Source organism: Caballeronia sp. GAWG1-1 (assembly GCF_023631465.1).
Classification (GTDB): Bacteria; Pseudomonadota; Gammaproteobacteria; order Burkholderiales; family Burkholderiaceae; genus Caballeronia.
The window spans coordinates 18,166-32,304 of the sequence record NZ_JALQDB010000028.1 but is presented as its reverse complement, the minus strand read 5'-3'; the positions used below and the strand labels follow the sequence as shown (position 1 = coordinate 32,304).

General features: G+C 62.6%; 11 protein-coding genes. 6 read left to right on the top strand and 5 right to left on the bottom strand.

Going from position 1 to position 14,139, the window contains the following annotated elements; translation table 11 throughout:
* The first annotated feature begins 108 nt into the window (after positions 1-108).
* The 3 genes from NCT03_RS16550 (at position 109) to NCT03_RS16540 (ending at position 4,175) form a co-directional block, all read left to right on the top strand.
* A complete protein-coding gene (locus NCT03_RS16550; protein WP_250493173.1) occupies positions 109-1,476 on the top strand; it encodes a YihY/virulence factor BrkB family protein in 1,368 nt (455 codons plus the stop codon).
* Between the two features lie 344 nt (positions 1,477-1,820).
* Positions 1,821-2,990 carry a porin gene (locus NCT03_RS16545; protein WP_244828696.1) on the top strand — a complete coding sequence of 390 codons (1,170 nt, stop codon included), beginning with the start codon at positions 1,821-1,823 and terminating at the stop codon, positions 2,988-2,990.
* Positions 2,991-3,209: 219 nt separating this feature from the next.
* Positions 3,210-4,175 carry a glycerophosphodiester phosphodiesterase family protein gene (locus NCT03_RS16540; RefSeq protein ID WP_250493172.1) on the top strand — a complete coding sequence of 322 codons (966 nt, stop codon included), beginning with the start codon at positions 3,210-3,212 and terminating at the stop codon, positions 4,173-4,175.
* A 15-nt stretch (positions 4,176-4,190) separates the two neighbouring features.
* Here the strand turns inward: NCT03_RS16540 and NCT03_RS16535 are convergent, their stop codons facing one another.
* Positions 4,191-5,060: a proteasome-type protease gene (locus tag NCT03_RS16535; protein ID WP_244828698.1), complete on the bottom strand. Its 870-nt coding sequence runs from the start codon at positions 5,058-5,060 to the stop codon at positions 4,191-4,193.
* A 180-nt stretch (positions 5,061-5,240) separates the two neighbouring features.
* Between NCT03_RS16535 and NCT03_RS16530 the strand changes: the two genes are divergently transcribed.
* A complete protein-coding gene (locus NCT03_RS16530) occupies positions 5,241-6,821 on the top strand; it encodes a 3'-5' exonuclease family protein (protein ID WP_250493171.1) in 1,581 nt (526 codons plus the stop codon).
* A 45-nt stretch (positions 6,822-6,866) separates the two neighbouring features.
* Here NCT03_RS16530 and NCT03_RS16525 read toward each other — a convergent pair whose 3' ends face one another.
* Positions 6,867-7,610, bottom strand: coding sequence for an SDR family oxidoreductase (locus NCT03_RS16525; protein ID WP_250493170.1), 744 nt, complete (start codon positions 7,608-7,610; stop codon positions 6,867-6,869).
* Positions 7,611-7,739: 129 nt separating this feature from the next.
* Here NCT03_RS16525 and NCT03_RS16520 point away from each other — a divergent pair, with 129 nt between their 5' ends.
* The gene (locus NCT03_RS16520; RefSeq protein ID WP_250493169.1) at positions 7,740-8,633 is read left to right on the top strand and encodes a LysR family transcriptional regulator; all 894 of its coding nucleotides are present in this window, start codon (positions 7,740-7,742) and stop codon (positions 8,631-8,633) included.
* A gap of 99 nt (positions 8,634-8,732) precedes the next feature.
* Here the strand turns inward: NCT03_RS16520 and NCT03_RS16515 are convergent, their stop codons facing one another.
* From NCT03_RS16515 to NCT03_RS16505, 3 genes are all read right to left on the bottom strand, one after another.
* Positions 8,733-9,221 carry an HU family DNA-binding protein gene (locus NCT03_RS16515; protein WP_244828702.1) on the bottom strand — a complete coding sequence of 163 codons (489 nt, stop codon included), beginning with the start codon at positions 9,219-9,221 and terminating at the stop codon, positions 8,733-8,735.
* 231 nt (positions 9,222-9,452) lie between these two features.
* Entirely contained in the window at positions 9,453-10,205 is a 753-nt protein-coding gene (locus tag NCT03_RS16510) for an endonuclease/exonuclease/phosphatase family protein (protein ID WP_244828703.1), read from the bottom strand.
* Complete coding sequence (locus tag NCT03_RS16505; RefSeq protein ID WP_250493168.1) at positions 10,202-12,511, bottom strand: VTT domain-containing protein; 2,310 nt, start codon at positions 12,509-12,511, stop codon at positions 10,202-10,204. The genes NCT03_RS16510 and NCT03_RS16505 overlap by 4 nt, the downstream gene beginning before the upstream one ends.
* A 192-nt stretch (positions 12,512-12,703) precedes the next feature.
* Here NCT03_RS16505 and clcA point away from each other — a divergent pair, with 192 nt between their 5' ends.
* Complete coding sequence (gene clcA, locus NCT03_RS16500) at positions 12,704-14,047, top strand: H(+)/Cl(-) exchange transporter ClcA (protein WP_250493167.1); 1,344 nt, start codon at positions 12,704-12,706, stop codon at positions 14,045-14,047.
* Positions 14,048-14,139: the final 92 nt, after the last annotated feature.

Below are 14,139 nucleotides of genomic sequence, written 5' to 3'. Positions count from 1 at the left end.
GAGCCAAACGTTGCACCCAGTCACGTCGACTTACGGTTGGACTGGAATAGTTCCTGCTCTCCTTCGTTCGAGTTTGGTCAGTCCGTTCATCGTATCCAGAGGTCCGCCATGAGTTCCGTATCCACACAGAAGATCGAAGCCGTCGTCAAAAAGGACGCCTCCTGGGTGCTCGGCGCGCTCAAGAAATTTTCGGAGGATCGCTGCGCCGCGATGGCCGCGAGTATCGCCTTCTATTCTGCGTTTTCGCTCGCGCCGACGCTCGTCATGGTGATCGCCGTGGCCGGTTGGGTGTTTGGCGCCGAAGCCGCGCGCGGTCAGCTCTTTCATCAGGTCAACGGGCTCCTCGGCGATCAGGGCGCGGCGGGCGTGCAGAGTATTGTCGAGAATGCGCATCGCAGCGGCGGGACGGGCATCGCGGCGGTCATCTCGTTCGCGCTGCTCGCGATCGGTGCGTCGGCGACGTTTTCATCCCTCAATACGGCGCTCAATCTTGTATGGCCGCTCACGGGCGATCAGCGCTCGAGCGTCTTTGCAATGGTGCGCGTGCGGCTCATCTCGTTTGGACTCGTGCTCGGCGTGGCGTTTCTCCTGATCGTCTCGCTGGTGCTGGACACCGCGATTCAGGCCGTCGGCATGTGGCTCTGGGGCGACTCGCCGTTCGTGATCATCGGCGATATCGTTCAATTGGTCGCCGGTCTCGCCATTCTGACCGTCGCGTTCGGCGCGCTGCTCAAATTTCTCCCCGATGCCCCCGTGCAGTGGCGCGACGCGCTCGTCGGCGGGCTCGTCGCGGCGCTGTTGTTCTCGGCGGGCAAGAAACTGTTCGCGCTCTATTTGACGCACGCAGGCACGGCCAGCGCGTTCGGCGCGGCCGGATCGCTCGCGGTTCTGCTCATGTGGCTGTATTTTTCGGCGGCCGTGTTGTTGCTCGGCGCGGAGTTCTCGGCGGCGCGCGCGCGTCTGCACGATCCGCGCGGCGCGTGGGGCCAGCAAAACATGGGACGCGTGCCGCCGGGCAGCCGCGCCAAGATCGGTTCGATGCTCGCGGCTTCCACCCGCACGGGCATGCCTGCGGCGGCATCCGCATCGGCGGCGGCGACGGAGGCATCGAGCACAGCGCCAGTCGTATCGCCCGCCAGCGCTCGGAACGATGCGCCCGTGCCCGCGAGCGCCCGGCGTGCCATCGGCGCGCGCGCTCAACACACACAGTTGTTGACGGGACAGGCGCGCAAGAAGGTATCGGCGGTGGCGAAGGCGCTGGAGATATCGCGCAAGATCGCGCGCGTCGAGAGCACCGCGACGCGCGCCACGGCGATGGCCATGCTCGGCGCGGGCCGCAAGGCATCGACCGCCAATGCCGCAGTGAAGCGGCACCCATGGCGCTCGGTGTTTTTCGCGGCAAGCGCGGGAATGGCAGTCGCGTTGCTCACACGCCGCGGCTCCGCGCCTCGGGAAAACAACGACCTGCAAAGCTGATCCGCATTTCCCTTTTCGCCTTCCACGAACGCCGCGCCTCTAGGGCGCGGCGTTTTTTGTTGCCTCGGTGAAAGGAAAATACCCGCTCGCGGCTGCTGTTTGTTAATCGGATTGATGGTAATCGCGCGCCATCGGAATATCCTAGAATTGAGCGCGGAACTAATTTCAAGATAGCCTGTCATCCGCAACCCGTTCAAAACAAACGGAAATCCCCCTTTTTGAGACCACGTTAGAAACTGTGTCTTTTACGAGACAGTAAATTTTTTTCGTTTCTTAAGATTCGAAACGTTGCGTTATTCTCTGCGCCGGCAACAACGATATTTAACAATCGCGTGGAGAATTCGATGAAACGATTCGCACTGACGTCCCTCTCGCTGGCGCTGCTCGGCGCAGCTGGCGCGGCACAGGCACAAACGAGCGTGACGCTGTATGGCGTGATCGACGCTGGTCTCGGTTATGTGAGCAACGCCAACGCAAATGGCGACCACCTGTACGGCATGATCAACGGCAATCTGTCCGGCGATCGCTGGGGCCTGAAGGGTCAAGAAGATCTGGGCGGCGGTCTGAAGGCGATTTTCCAGTTGGAAAGCGGCTTTGACATCGGCACCGGCCGTCTCGGCCAAGGTGGCCGCGAGTTCGGTCGTCAAGCATTCGTCGGTTTGTCGGGCAATCAGTGGGGTACGGTCACCCTGGGTCGCCAATACGATCCGCTGGTTGACATGGTCCAAGGCATCACGGCCGACAACTACTGGGGCGCAATCTTCGCAACGCCGGGCGACGTCGACAACTACGACAACTCGCTGCGCGTGAGCAACGCCGTCAAGTACGTTTCGCCGAACTACGCGGGCTTCCAGGTCGAAGGCCTGTACGGCTTCTCGGGTCTGGCAGGCGCAACGGGCCAAGGTCAAACCTGGTCGGGCGCTGCAACATATAACAACGGTCCCCTGGCAGTCGCCGGCGGCTACTTCTACGCTAACAACCCGAACGCCGGCCGCATTCCGCCGACGGGCGCAAGCACGTGGAACAGCACGACGTCGGACGCACTGTTCGACGGCCCGATCAACAACGCATACGCATCGGCGCACGCAATCGGCATCGCTCGCGGCGCGGTTCAGTACACGATCGGCGCGTTCACGGTCGGCGGTTCGTACAGCAATGCACAGTTCAAGGCAGACGGTGGTTCGCGCTTCGGCTCGGAACACTTCAACGTCGGCAACGGTTTCGTGAACTTCCAGGCAACCCCGGCGCTGCTGCTCGGCGTGGGCTACACCTACACGAAGTCGGGCGGCGACACGTCGGCCAAGTACCACCAGGCCAGCCTGGGTGCGGACTACTCGCTGTCGAAGCGCACGGACTTCTACGCAGTTGCGGCTTACCAGCACGCAAGCGGCGATCAGCGCGACGGCACGACGGGCGGCATCAACTCGGCGCAAGCCTCGATCGGTTCCTACGGCTACGACAGCGGCAGCAGCCATCAGGAAATCGTCATCATCGGCGTGCGTCACAAGTTCTAAGAACAAGCGGATGGCCCGGTACGCGAGTACCGCGCCACACGATAGAGCAGCACACCTCGACAGCCACCGGTTTTCCGGTGGCTGTTTTTTCTTGTGCGAAGCCTTTGCCCCACACTCCGAGCCAGCGTGAACCGCAACAAATTGTGCCGACGGGCTTCATCGACGCGCGCGCATAAAGCACAATCGTTCGGATAACCAAGCATCCGGGGAGATTCGTTCATGCTGTCGCGCCAATTCGCCGCTGTCTCGTGTTTCGCTTGGCTTGTCTTGCTCGGCGCCTGCCGTTTCGCGCCTGTGCCAGCCGCATCCGGCAACGCTTTGCCAATGATCGTCGCGCATCGAGGCGGCGCGGCGGACGCGCCTGAAAACACCCTGCTCGCCATTGAGACCGCGCTCGCGAATCACGCGGATGCGATCTGGCTCACCGTGCAACTCACGCGCGATGACGTCCCGGTGCTCTATCGTCCGGCCGACCTCTCCGCAAACACAAATGGTACGGGCACGGTCGCCAGCCACGAATTCGCCGCGTTGCGAAGCCTGAACGCGGGCTGGAACTTCACGCAGACGGATGCGAACGGCGAGAAGCAGTATCCGTATCGCGCGCGGCCGTTGCCTATTCCCTCGCTCGCCGAGGCATTGCGGGCCATTCCATCGTCCACGACGGTCATACTCGACATGAAAGCGCTGCCCGCCGAAACGCAGGCAAGCGCCGTCGCCCGCGTGCTGAGCGAGGAAAGCGCGTGGCCGCGCGTGCTGATCTATTCGACGGATGCCGCCTACCAGGCGGCGTTTGCGCCTTATCGCGAAGCGCGTCTTTTCGAATCGCGCGATGCGACGCGTGAGCGCTTGGCGCAAGTCGCGCTGGAGCACGAGTGCCGAAAGCCGCCGCCCGAAGGCGCATGGACGGCGTTCGAATACAGGAGAAAGATGGATTTGGTCGAGACGTTCACGCTTGGCGAAGCGCGCTCCACCGTGGATGCGCGACTCTGGACGCCGCCGGCGGTCAGTTGCTTCAAGACGAACGGCAACGTACGGATTCTGGCGATCGGGGTCGACCAGGCAGAGGATTATCGCGCCGCCGCGTGTCTTGGAATGGACGCCGTGCTGGCCGATTCGCCGCGCCGGGCATACGCGAGCAAGACAAGCCTCGCCGAGCCGCTCCAGTGCCCTGCAAACGCGCCCTGAAGGATTCTTGAAGGTCTACTGCTGCGGCGCGTTGCCGTTTGAATCCACGTCCTCGGCGAGCGTCTGCGCCGGCGCTTCACCAGAACTTGGCAGATCGCCGATGACGAGCCGCGGCACGATCGTGCGCGACTCGCGCGGACGCAGCGGCACGTTGGCAAGATCGGTCCACGAAGGGTTCGGAATCTCGCCGAAAATCTGCCGCAGGCGCTCGCCCCACGTGCGGTGGATCATCTGGTAATACGCGCTGTCGTTGTCGAGCGAGGCGAAACGCGTCACGCGCAACGCGTCTTTCTCGTAGACCAGCAAGTCGAGCGGCAAGCCCACCGAGAGATTCGAACGCAGCGTCGAATCCATGGAGATAAGCGCGCATTTCGCGACTTCGTCGAGATCCGTGGACGGCGTAATGACGCGGTCGATGATCGGCTTGCCGTATTTCGACTCGCCAATCTGAAAATAAGGCGAAACGCGCGTCGATTCTATGAAGTTACCCGCTGCATAAACCATGAAAAGGCGCGGCGGCTGACCGTGTATCTGACCGCCGAGAATGAAGCTGCAGTTGAAATCGACGCTGAATTCCGCGAGCGAAAGCGCGTCGCGCCGATGCACTTCGCGCACCGCGTCGCCGACGATGCGCGCGGCTTCCGCCATGGTGGCGACGCTATAAAGCGTGGGCGCGTCCGGGTCCGCGGGTTCGGCGAGCATATGCGTCACCGCTTGCGTGAGCGCGAGGTTACCGGCCGCAAGCAGCACGATCACCCGGTCTCCCGGCTGTTCGAAAACAGTCATTTTGCGGGCGGCGCTTACGTGGTCCACACCGGCATTCGTGCGCGTATCGGAAAGGAACACGAGGCCCTCGTCCACACACATACCCACGCAATAAGTCATGTCGATCAATCCTGAAGCCAAACAAAACGCTATTGTACTGACGCTGCCCGCGCATCGCATTCGCGCTGCGTTTTTTCGCTGAATCGCATAAATGCGGCAGTAAAGGCATTAAACTGATTAACGGCACTTATCCGCGCTGCTTGAGAGCGTCACCAGCGCGCACTTCCAGCACCTATATTCATGCACGATCTCACGGACGACCTCGATGAATTCGCAGCGGACACGCTGCTCGCAGGCCTCGCGCGTCCCATCGTGTTCGTCGACCTGGAAACCACCGGCAGCAATCCGACGGTGGATCGCATCACCGAAATCGGCGTCATAGAAGTGAGCAAGGCGGGCATCGAACGCTATAGCGTGCTCGTCGATCCGGGCATGCCGGTGCCCCCGTTCATCTCGCGTCTGACGGGCATCGAGGACAGCATGGTGCGCGGTCAGCCCACTTTCGAATCGCTCGCGCAGGCGCTTGCCGAGCGTCTCCAGGGCAAGCTTTTCGTCGCGCATAACGCGCGCTTCGACTACGGCTTCCTCAAGAACGAGTTCCGTCGCGCGGGCATTGCGTTTCGCGCGGATACGTTGTGCACGGTGCGCTTGTCGCGCTCGCTCTTTCCATCGGTCGAACGTCATGGGCTCGATGCGCTCATCGCGCGCTTCAATCTCGCGCCCGAAGGACGCCACCGCGCGCTCGCCGATGCCGACCTCCTTTGGCAGTTCTGGCAGAAGATTCACGCGCTCTATTCGCAAGAACTCGTCGATGCCGCCGTGAAAGCGCTCGTCAGGCGCGCGAGTCTGCCCGCCGCGTTGCCCGAGGGCGCGCTCGACGCGTTGCCTGCCACGCCCGGCGTCTATCTCTTCCACGGCGCGGACGACATTACGCTCTACGTCGGCAAGAGCGTGAATCTGAAGCAGCGTGTGAGCGCGCATTTCGCGGGGGATCATCGGTTGGCGAAGGATTTGTCGATATCGCAGGCCATCCGCAGAATCGAATACCGCGAGACCGTGGGCGAACTCGGCGCGCTGTTGCTCGAAGCGAAGCTCGTAAAGGACTTGCAGCCGCTGCATAACCGGCTGCTCAAGCGCGCGTCGGCGGCGTGCGCGTGGCAATGGCTGCCGGGCGCGCCTGCGCCCGTGCTGCTGCGCGCGAGCAAGCGCGATCTGTCGCGCGAGGCGCATCTCTTCGGCGTGTTCGAATCGCGCGCCAAGGCGCATGCGTATCTGCGCCATCTCGCCGATGAACATCGACTCTGCCACGCCACGCTCGGCCTGGAAAAAGCGGGACCCGCGCGCGGTTGCTTCGGCTATCAGGTGAAGCGCTGTCTCGGTTCGTGCGCCGGCGCGGAGCCGTTCGCGGACCATGCGGCGCGTGCGCTCGAAGCGCTCGGCAATGCGCGCCTCGTGCGCTGGCCGCATGAAGGCGCCATCGCGATCAGCGAGCGCGATGCATCGACGAATCGCGAGGCGTGGCATGTCATCGATCGATGGTGCTATCTCGGCACATGCGCCGCGCGCGATGAAATTGCATCGTTGCTTGCCAGTGCGCCGGAGATACGTCCGTTCGACCCGGATGTGTACGCGCTGATCGCGAAACGCCTGTCGGCCGGTCAGTTCGAATGGATCGCGTGCGATGCGCGACCTGCGTTCAGTCTCGTCGCGCAGATCGCGCAAATCGTGGCGGCGCCGATGAAGACGCCGGCGCCGACCCAAACGAAGACGAAGCGCATGAAGACGCGTTACGTCGAAGATCAATTCGCATTGAGTTTCTGACGCGAAGACGGCGCCCTAACGATACGGCGCGATCGAGCGCCTTACTCAAGCCAACCCGCCGTTCGCCCGCAATACCTGCGCGTTGACCCATCCCGCATCCTTGCCGACAAGAAACGCAACCACCGACGCGATATCTTCCGGCTGGCCGAGTCGCTCAAGCGGCGGCATCTTCGAAAAGTTCGCGATCTGTTCGTCGGTCTTGCCATCGAGAAAGAGCGAAGTCGCAACCGGCCCCGGCGCCACCGCATTCACGGTAATGCTTCGTCCGCGCAACTCCTTCGCGAAGACATGCGTGAACGCTTCGACCGCCGCTTTCGTGGCGTTGTAAATGGCGTATCCCGGCATGTTGAGCGCGAGCGTCGTGCTCGAAAAATTGACGATACGCCCGCCTTCGTTCAAACGCTTCGCCGCCTCGCGCAACGTGTTGAACGTGCCGCGCACATTGATGTTGAAAGTCTGGTCGTAGAGCGCGTCGCTCGTGTCGGCGAGCGGCGTGGCCTTGAGCACGCCTGCGTTGTTGATGAGCGCATCGACGGGGCCGAGTTGCGCTTCGACCGCATCGAACATGCGTCGCACGTCGTCGGCGCTAGCCACGTCCGCCTTTACCGCGAGCGCGCGGCTTCCCGCGGCTTCCAGTTCCGCGACGAGCGCGTCCGCTTCCTTCGCGCTCGATGCATAGTTCACCGCTACCGCAAAACCTTCCTGCGCGAGACGTCTCGCAATCTGCGCGCCAATTCCGCGCGATGCGCCCGTGACGATGGCAACCTTGTTCGCGTGCGATTGATTCATGGTTCGCTCCTGATGTTCGTTGATCGATGAGCGCCATGATGGATCATTTCGTTTTCGCGATCATCGCTTGCGGATTAGTATCATCGTTCCAGTTGCCTCAACAATCTCAGACCTCGAACTTCAGCCGACATGGACCGCTTTCAGGAAATGCAGGTGTTCGTGCGCATTGCCGAGCGCCACAGCTTCACGCAAGCCGCCGACGACTTGCAGATGCCGCGCGCAACCGTCACCAATCTGATGAAGCGCCTGGAAGAACGGCTCGGTGCGCGCCTGCTCGAACGCACGACACGCACCGTGCGCCTCACGCCCGATGGCGACGCGCATTATCGCCGTTGCGTGCGGCTCATCGCGGACATGGAGGAAGCGGAAGGTTCGTTCAGGCATGCGGAGCCGAAGGGCTTGCTGCGCGTCAACCTGCAAGGAACGCTTGCACGCCATTTCATCGTGCCTGGGTTGCCGGCGTTTCTCGAACGCTATCCGCAGATCGAACTGCATGTAGGCGAAGACGACCGCTTCGTCGATCTCGTGCGTGAAGGCGTGGATTGCGTGTTGCGCGCGGGCACTCTGCAGGACTCGTCGATGATCGCAAAACGCGTCGCCACGCTCGAACAAGTGACGGTGGCGAGCCCCATTTATCTCGCGCGAATGGGCACGCCGGAAAATATCGATTCGCTTGCGGCGCATCGCGCGGTTAATTATGTATCGAGTGCAAGCGGGCGCAATGTTGCCCTTGAATTCGAAATGGCCGACGGCGTGCAAAGCATAGAGCTGCCGGGCGCGATTTCCGTTACCGGCGTCGAGCTATATACGCAAGCTGCGCTCGCGGGACTCGGTATTGTGCAAGTGCCGCGTTATCGCATAGAAAGCGAACTCGCCGATGGCAGGCTGCAATGCGTGTTACCTGATTTGATTGTTCCGCCCATGCCGGTATCGCTGCTTTATCCGCATGCGCGGCAGCTTTCAGCGCGCGTACGGGTTTTCGTGGACTGGTTGAGCGATATCTTTGCGAAAGCCGACGTTTGAAATCAAAGCACGAGAGGCCAACGTCCTCGATTAAAAGGAACGCTGGCCTCTCGATTCCCGATCACCGAAAATCAGGCAATCAGTTCAGGTCTTTAAACCTTACGCTGCGGCATCCTTCAGCTTCTTCAACGCGCGCGCCTTGATGCGAACGCTTGCGGGCTTGGCCGGGAACCAGCGCTCCGTGCCCGTGAACGGGTCCTTGCCGAAGCGCTTCTTCTTCGCGGCAACGGTTTGCGCCGTGATCTTCAGAAGACCGGAGAGCGTGAACTCGCCTGCGCCCTTCTTATGGATGGACCCAAGGATGGTGTCTTCCAGCGCGACCAGCACGGCCTTGACCGCCTTCACATCCACGGCTGCACGCTCGGACAGATGCGTTGCAAGCGATGCCTTGGTGAAGGTGTCCTTGATCGGAGCCAGCGCGCCAGTGGTCTTCTTGGCGGCGACTGCCTTCTTGGCAACGACGGCCTTCTTGGCGGGTACTTTCTTCGCGGCAACCTTCGATGCTGCTTTCTTAGCCGGTGCGGCGGTCTTTACCGTGGCCTTTTTGGCCGTGGCTTTCTTGGCAGCGGTTTTTGCGGAAGTCGGCATGTTTCTCCTACCTGTGTTTTTGGTCAGTGATATCGGAATACGTTCGCGGTAATGCGTTCGTATCAGGCCGGATTCTACATACGCCAAGCGAGTTCGTGCGAGTCTTTTGCGTTTTTATATCGTTTTTCCAGGGCTTTTTCGTGGCGTCGCGCTGACATGCGAGTCGACGATCGAGTGATGAGCATCGAATCGATGCTCATGCGTCGAGTTGAAAGGCTCATGAAGAGCCAGTCATGAACGATGTGCAATATGCGCAATGAGCGGATAGTGATCCGATGCAACCCGCGACAAGCGCGTGCGATGCACGTTCACGCTCATCAGACGTTCACCGGGATGCACCCAGATGCGATCGAGCGCGAAGAGCGGATAGCGCGTCGGAAACGTGCGCAGCGCACTCGCGCGATGGAAGTGCGTAACGAGCCGGCGCAAGGTGCGGCCATGAACGAACCATTCGTTCAGGTCGCCGAGAAGGATCACGGGCAAGGCAGGTGTATCGAATTTTTGCAGCACTTGTTCGACCTGCATGCGACGTTCGCTCGATGCAAGCCCGAGATGCGTCGCGACCACGCGCCACACTTCACCGCCACAGTCGATGTCGGCATCGAGCGCGCCACGCGGTTCGCGGCTTCTGAACGAAAGATCGAGCGTGCGCACGGCCTGCACCGGATAGCGCGTAAGGACCGCGTTGCCATAACGGCGCGCAGGTGTATCGAGCGTCGGGCCCGCGACCGCGTGCAGACCCGTCATGCGCTGCAGCACTTCGAGTACATCGGACGATGCACTGCCGCCGAGCGGCACTTCCTGCAGCGCGAAGATATCGGCATCGATTTCGTTGAGCACTTCACCGATACGCTCCGGCGCGAAACGTCCGTCGATGCCAACCGCACCATGCAGGTTGTAAGTCGCGATACGCAACTCTCTCGCACGCGCCACGTGCTTCGATTGATTGCCGATATCCATTCCCGCTTCGTGCATCATCGTCATGGGTTGACCTCGTCATGGCGTGTAGGCGCGCCCTTGTTCGCGCCGTTACTTGCGGCATGGCCGGTTTCGCGCGGCATCGCACCGCTTTCGCGCAGACGGCTCGCGCGTTGCGCCTCGTCGCTGGCGCGCGGTTTGTCGGCATCGCTCGGTGCGCCTTCGTGGACTTTTTCTTCTTCGCCACTTCCGAGGAAGCGTTGCAACAGCAGCGACACGCCGAGTAACGCCGCGCCGATGCCGATCAGCACCGCGAACGAGCCGACTGTCGGATGCCGGAACGACGCCACCAGTTGATGCGCGAACGCCACTGTCAGAACGATGCCCGGTCCCATGCCGAGCGCCGTGCCGATCATGAAGTCGCGCATGCGGATATGCGAGGCGCCCGCCACGAGATTGACGATGGCAAACGGCGCCACCGGCAGCAACCGCAACACGACGACCGCTACGATGCCGCGCTTCGCCACGCGTTCGGATAGCCGGTTCACGCGCGCGCCCGCGACCTTGCGCACGGCATCGCGCCCAAGCCAGTTGCCGAGCGAATAGGTGATCGCCGCCGCTGCCAGCGTGCCGGCAAACGCATAGACGCCGCCCCATAGACCGCCGAACACGATGCCCGTCGTCGCGATCAATAGCGTCACCGGCACCGAGAGCATGGCGGCCGCCACGTAGCACAAAATGATCAACAGCGGCGCGAACGGCAGTGCTTCGATGTGGCGTGTGGCGTTGGTCAACGACTTCAGATTGGCGTAGTCGCCAAGTGGCGTCCAGTGCCAGAGCGCGGCCACGCCGACCACCATCAGCACGAGCACACCGAGAAGCGCGAAGCGGCCGATCAGCGGACGCGTCCTTTCCTTGGGCAGAAATTGTTCGACGAGCTGGTCGGCGGCGATAGGCGTTTCAGGGTCGATCAGCGCATCGGGCGGAATGAGCTGATCCAATTCCGCCGATACTTCCGGGTCGAGCGCAATCAACGTGCGATGTTCATCGCGATTGCGTTGCAACGCTTCGATCGCGGCATTGAGGCCGCCACGTGCATCGCGCTCGCGCACGACATCCGCGACTTCGCAACCGAGATGTTCCGCGAGCAGCGTATCGCGCATCTTAGCAATCGCGCGGCGAATGCGCTGATCGGCGCCAGCGTCGATGGATACGTTGCATTCGCTGTCGAGCACCATCGAGCGATTGTTCAGATTCGCGGAGCCGACGATCAACAATTCGTCATCGACGATCATCAGTTTGCTGTGCACGTTGACGATCTGCTCGCCGAGATTGGGCACTTCTGGGCTCAGCAGACGATATCGCCCATGCCGGTCCGCGCTTTTCAAGAGCGTGTTGAGCCGCGCGCGCAACACGCCCATCGTCACCTCCTGCAGCCAGCCGCTCTGATTGCGCGGCACCACGATAGCCACGTCCGGCCCGTCCTCGCGCGCGAGCGTCTCCGAGAGCGCCGCGCCTATGGAACCCGACGTGAAGTACTGGTTCTCGATATAGATCGAGCGGCGCGCCCTCGCGATGGCATCGAGATATTGCGTGCGAATCTGCTGCACGGGCTGACGTCCGCCGTAAGCAGGCTCGGTGAGCGAGATGGCAATTCGCACATCGTCGATATCGACCGCGCGCGCAGGCGGCCACGGATCGCTGTCGGCGGCCGCGCGATGTGCGCGTATCGCAAGCCGTCTTCCGCACGCGCGCGCCCAGCGTTCGCGCGCCAGGATACCCATTTCGCGCGCGGCATCGCCATCGAACATGGTGTGGACATCGTGGAAAGGCTGATACGGCGCACCGTTCGCATCGCGGCGCAGCGCATCGTCGGGTGCATGCGCGGTCGTGTCCCAGCGCGAACGCGTGAGATCGAGACCGCCGACGAACGCGAGCTTATCGTCGATCACGACGACCTTCTGATGTTGCGATCCGCCCATCGGATGCTTGCCGTCCATCTGAAACGCGATACGCCGATGCGTGCGCCAGCCCATCTTGTAGACCGGCAGCCATTCGCGTTCGAACGCATACAGCATGGCGAAATCCCACGCGAGGATGTAGATGCGCAAACGGCGCTTGTTCGCCGCGATCTCATGCAGGAAGTCGCCGAGCGCAGCTGGGAAACCATCGTCCACACCTTCCGGCGTGAGCTGCATGCGGCTGTCGATATCCCAACCGAGGATGAACACGGTGCGCTCCGCGCGCGTGATCGCTTCGCGCAGCACGCGAAAATAATCCGCACCGTCTATCAGCAGGCTGAAGCGATCCGCATGGCGCACGTTCGCGCAATTGCGGTCCGGCTCGAAGAAAGGGGCATCGACGTGCGTCATGCGTTATGCAGCTTCGTCAGACGTCGTGCGTTCGTGGGTGCGACTCATGCCGGTTTCTCCGTGATGGTTTCGCTCGCCGCGCCAGATTCAAGCGCGGCATTTGCATCAAGTCTAAGTTTGCAAGTGCCGTGCCCGCGATGCCGCCGCGTTCGGTGCTACGCTTGGCGCGCATCCTTCAAACGAACGAGCGCCATGACCGACTACAAGCCCGAAGCCGAAGTCGAAGCAGACTCGCCACGCGGACTCATTCCGCTCGCCGTAGCCGCGGTCATCGTCGGGGCGGCAAGTGGCGCACTCGGTGCGTTATTCCGCTTTTCGCTCGAACGCGCCGATGCGCTGCGCTACGCGCTCGTTGCATGGGCGCATTCGGGGCATGGCGCGGCAAGCATTGTCGTGGTACTTGCGGCGGCTTTCGCCGCTGCGTTGGCGGCGTGGCTCGTCGCGCGCTTCTCGCCCGAGGCAAGCGGCAGCGGCATTCCCCATGTCGAGGCAGTCTTGCATGGCAAGGCGCCGCCCGCTTCGCTCATCCTCATCCCGGTCAAGTTCGTGGGCGGCGTGCTCGCCATCGGTGCAGGACTCGCGCTCGGACGCGAAGGACCGACGGTGCAAATGGGCGCGAGCATCGCGCATCGCATCGGCACCTTGCTTGGACGTAGCGCAACCGATCGCGGCGTCTTGCTCGCGGCCGGCGCGGGCGCGGGGCTCGCCACCGCGTTCAATGCGCCCATCGCGGGCGCGGTGTTCGTGCTCGAAGAACTGATGCGCCGCTTCGATACGCGCACCGCCGTGGCCGCGCTCGGCGCATCGGCAAGTGCGATCGCCATGGCGCGTCTCATGCACGGCGATCTGCCCGACTTCCATCTGCCCGCGCAGCCGTTTCCAGGCTTCGGCATGACGGCCGCGCATCTCGTGCTCGGCGTGGCGCTCGGCCTGTTGGGCACCGCTTATTCACGCACGATTCTCTGGACACTCGACGCATCCGACTGGCTCACGCGTCATCCGTTGATTGCATCGCCGACGCGCAGAGCCTTCGCGCGCGCGGCTGTCATTGGCGCGGCGGTCGGTTTGCTCGCGTGGTTCGCGCCGGATGTCGCGGGCGGCGGCGATGTCCTCACGCAACGAACGCTGGTGGGCGCGGGCAGCATCGCGGGCGTCACGGCCATTCTTGCGCTGCGCTTCGTGCTCGGCTCGGTATCGTATGCGGCCGGCACGCCGGGCGGTCTCTTCGCGCCCATGCTCGTGCTCGGCGCGCAGACGGGTTTCGTGTTCGGCCGCATCTGCTTCGACTGGTTCCCCGGCATGTCCGCATCCACCGGCGATATCGGCACCTTCGCGGCGGTCGGCATGGCCGCGTTCTTCGCGGCAGTCGTGCGTTCGCCGATGACGGGTATCGTGCTCGTCACCGAAATGACCGCGAGCTTCACGCTGCTCCTGCCGATGCTCACCGCGTGCTTCACCGCCATGCTCGTGCCCATACTGCTGCGCTGTCCGCCGATATACGATTCGCTCGGCGAGCGCGCGGCAAAACGGCGTTAGCCTCGCGAAAGCGCACGGCGGCAGTCTCAGCGCATACGTGCGCATTGCGGTAGTCTCGACGATCCCCCTTCCGCGATACATGCGGCAGGACA

Excerpts from the sequence above, each read along its gene's own strand:
- NCT03_RS16540 (WP_250493172.1), top strand. The coding sequence starts at position 3,210 with ATGCTGTCGCGCCAATTCGCCGCTGTCTCGTGTTTCGCTTGGCTTGTC.
- NCT03_RS16535 (WP_244828698.1), bottom strand. The coding sequence starts at position 5,060 with ATGACTTATTGCGTGGGTATGTGTGTGGACGAGGGCCTCGTGTTCCTT.
- NCT03_RS16545 (WP_244828696.1), top strand. The coding sequence starts at position 1,821 with ATGAAACGATTCGCACTGACGTCCCTCTCGCTGGCGCTGCTCGGCGCA.
- NCT03_RS16505 (WP_250493168.1), bottom strand. The coding sequence starts at position 12,511 with ATGACGCACGTCGATGCCCCTTTCTTCGAGCCGGACCGCAATTGCGCG.
- NCT03_RS16510 (WP_244828703.1), bottom strand. The coding sequence starts at position 10,205 with ATGACGATGATGCACGAAGCGGGAATGGATATCGGCAATCAATCGAAG.
- NCT03_RS16515 (WP_244828702.1), bottom strand. The coding sequence starts at position 9,221 with ATGCCGACTTCCGCAAAAACCGCTGCCAAGAAAGCCACGGCCAAAAAG.
- clcA (WP_250493167.1), top strand. The coding sequence starts at position 12,704 with ATGACCGACTACAAGCCCGAAGCCGAAGTCGAAGCAGACTCGCCACGC.
- NCT03_RS16525 (WP_250493170.1), bottom strand. The coding sequence starts at position 7,610 with ATGAATCAATCGCACGCGAACAAGGTTGCCATCGTCACGGGCGCATCG.
- NCT03_RS16520 (WP_250493169.1), top strand. The coding sequence starts at position 7,740 with ATGGACCGCTTTCAGGAAATGCAGGTGTTCGTGCGCATTGCCGAGCGC.
- NCT03_RS16550 (WP_250493173.1), top strand. The coding sequence starts at position 109 with ATGAGTTCCGTATCCACACAGAAGATCGAAGCCGTCGTCAAAAAGGAC.
- NCT03_RS16530 (WP_250493171.1), top strand. The coding sequence starts at position 5,241 with ATGCACGATCTCACGGACGACCTCGATGAATTCGCAGCGGACACGCTG.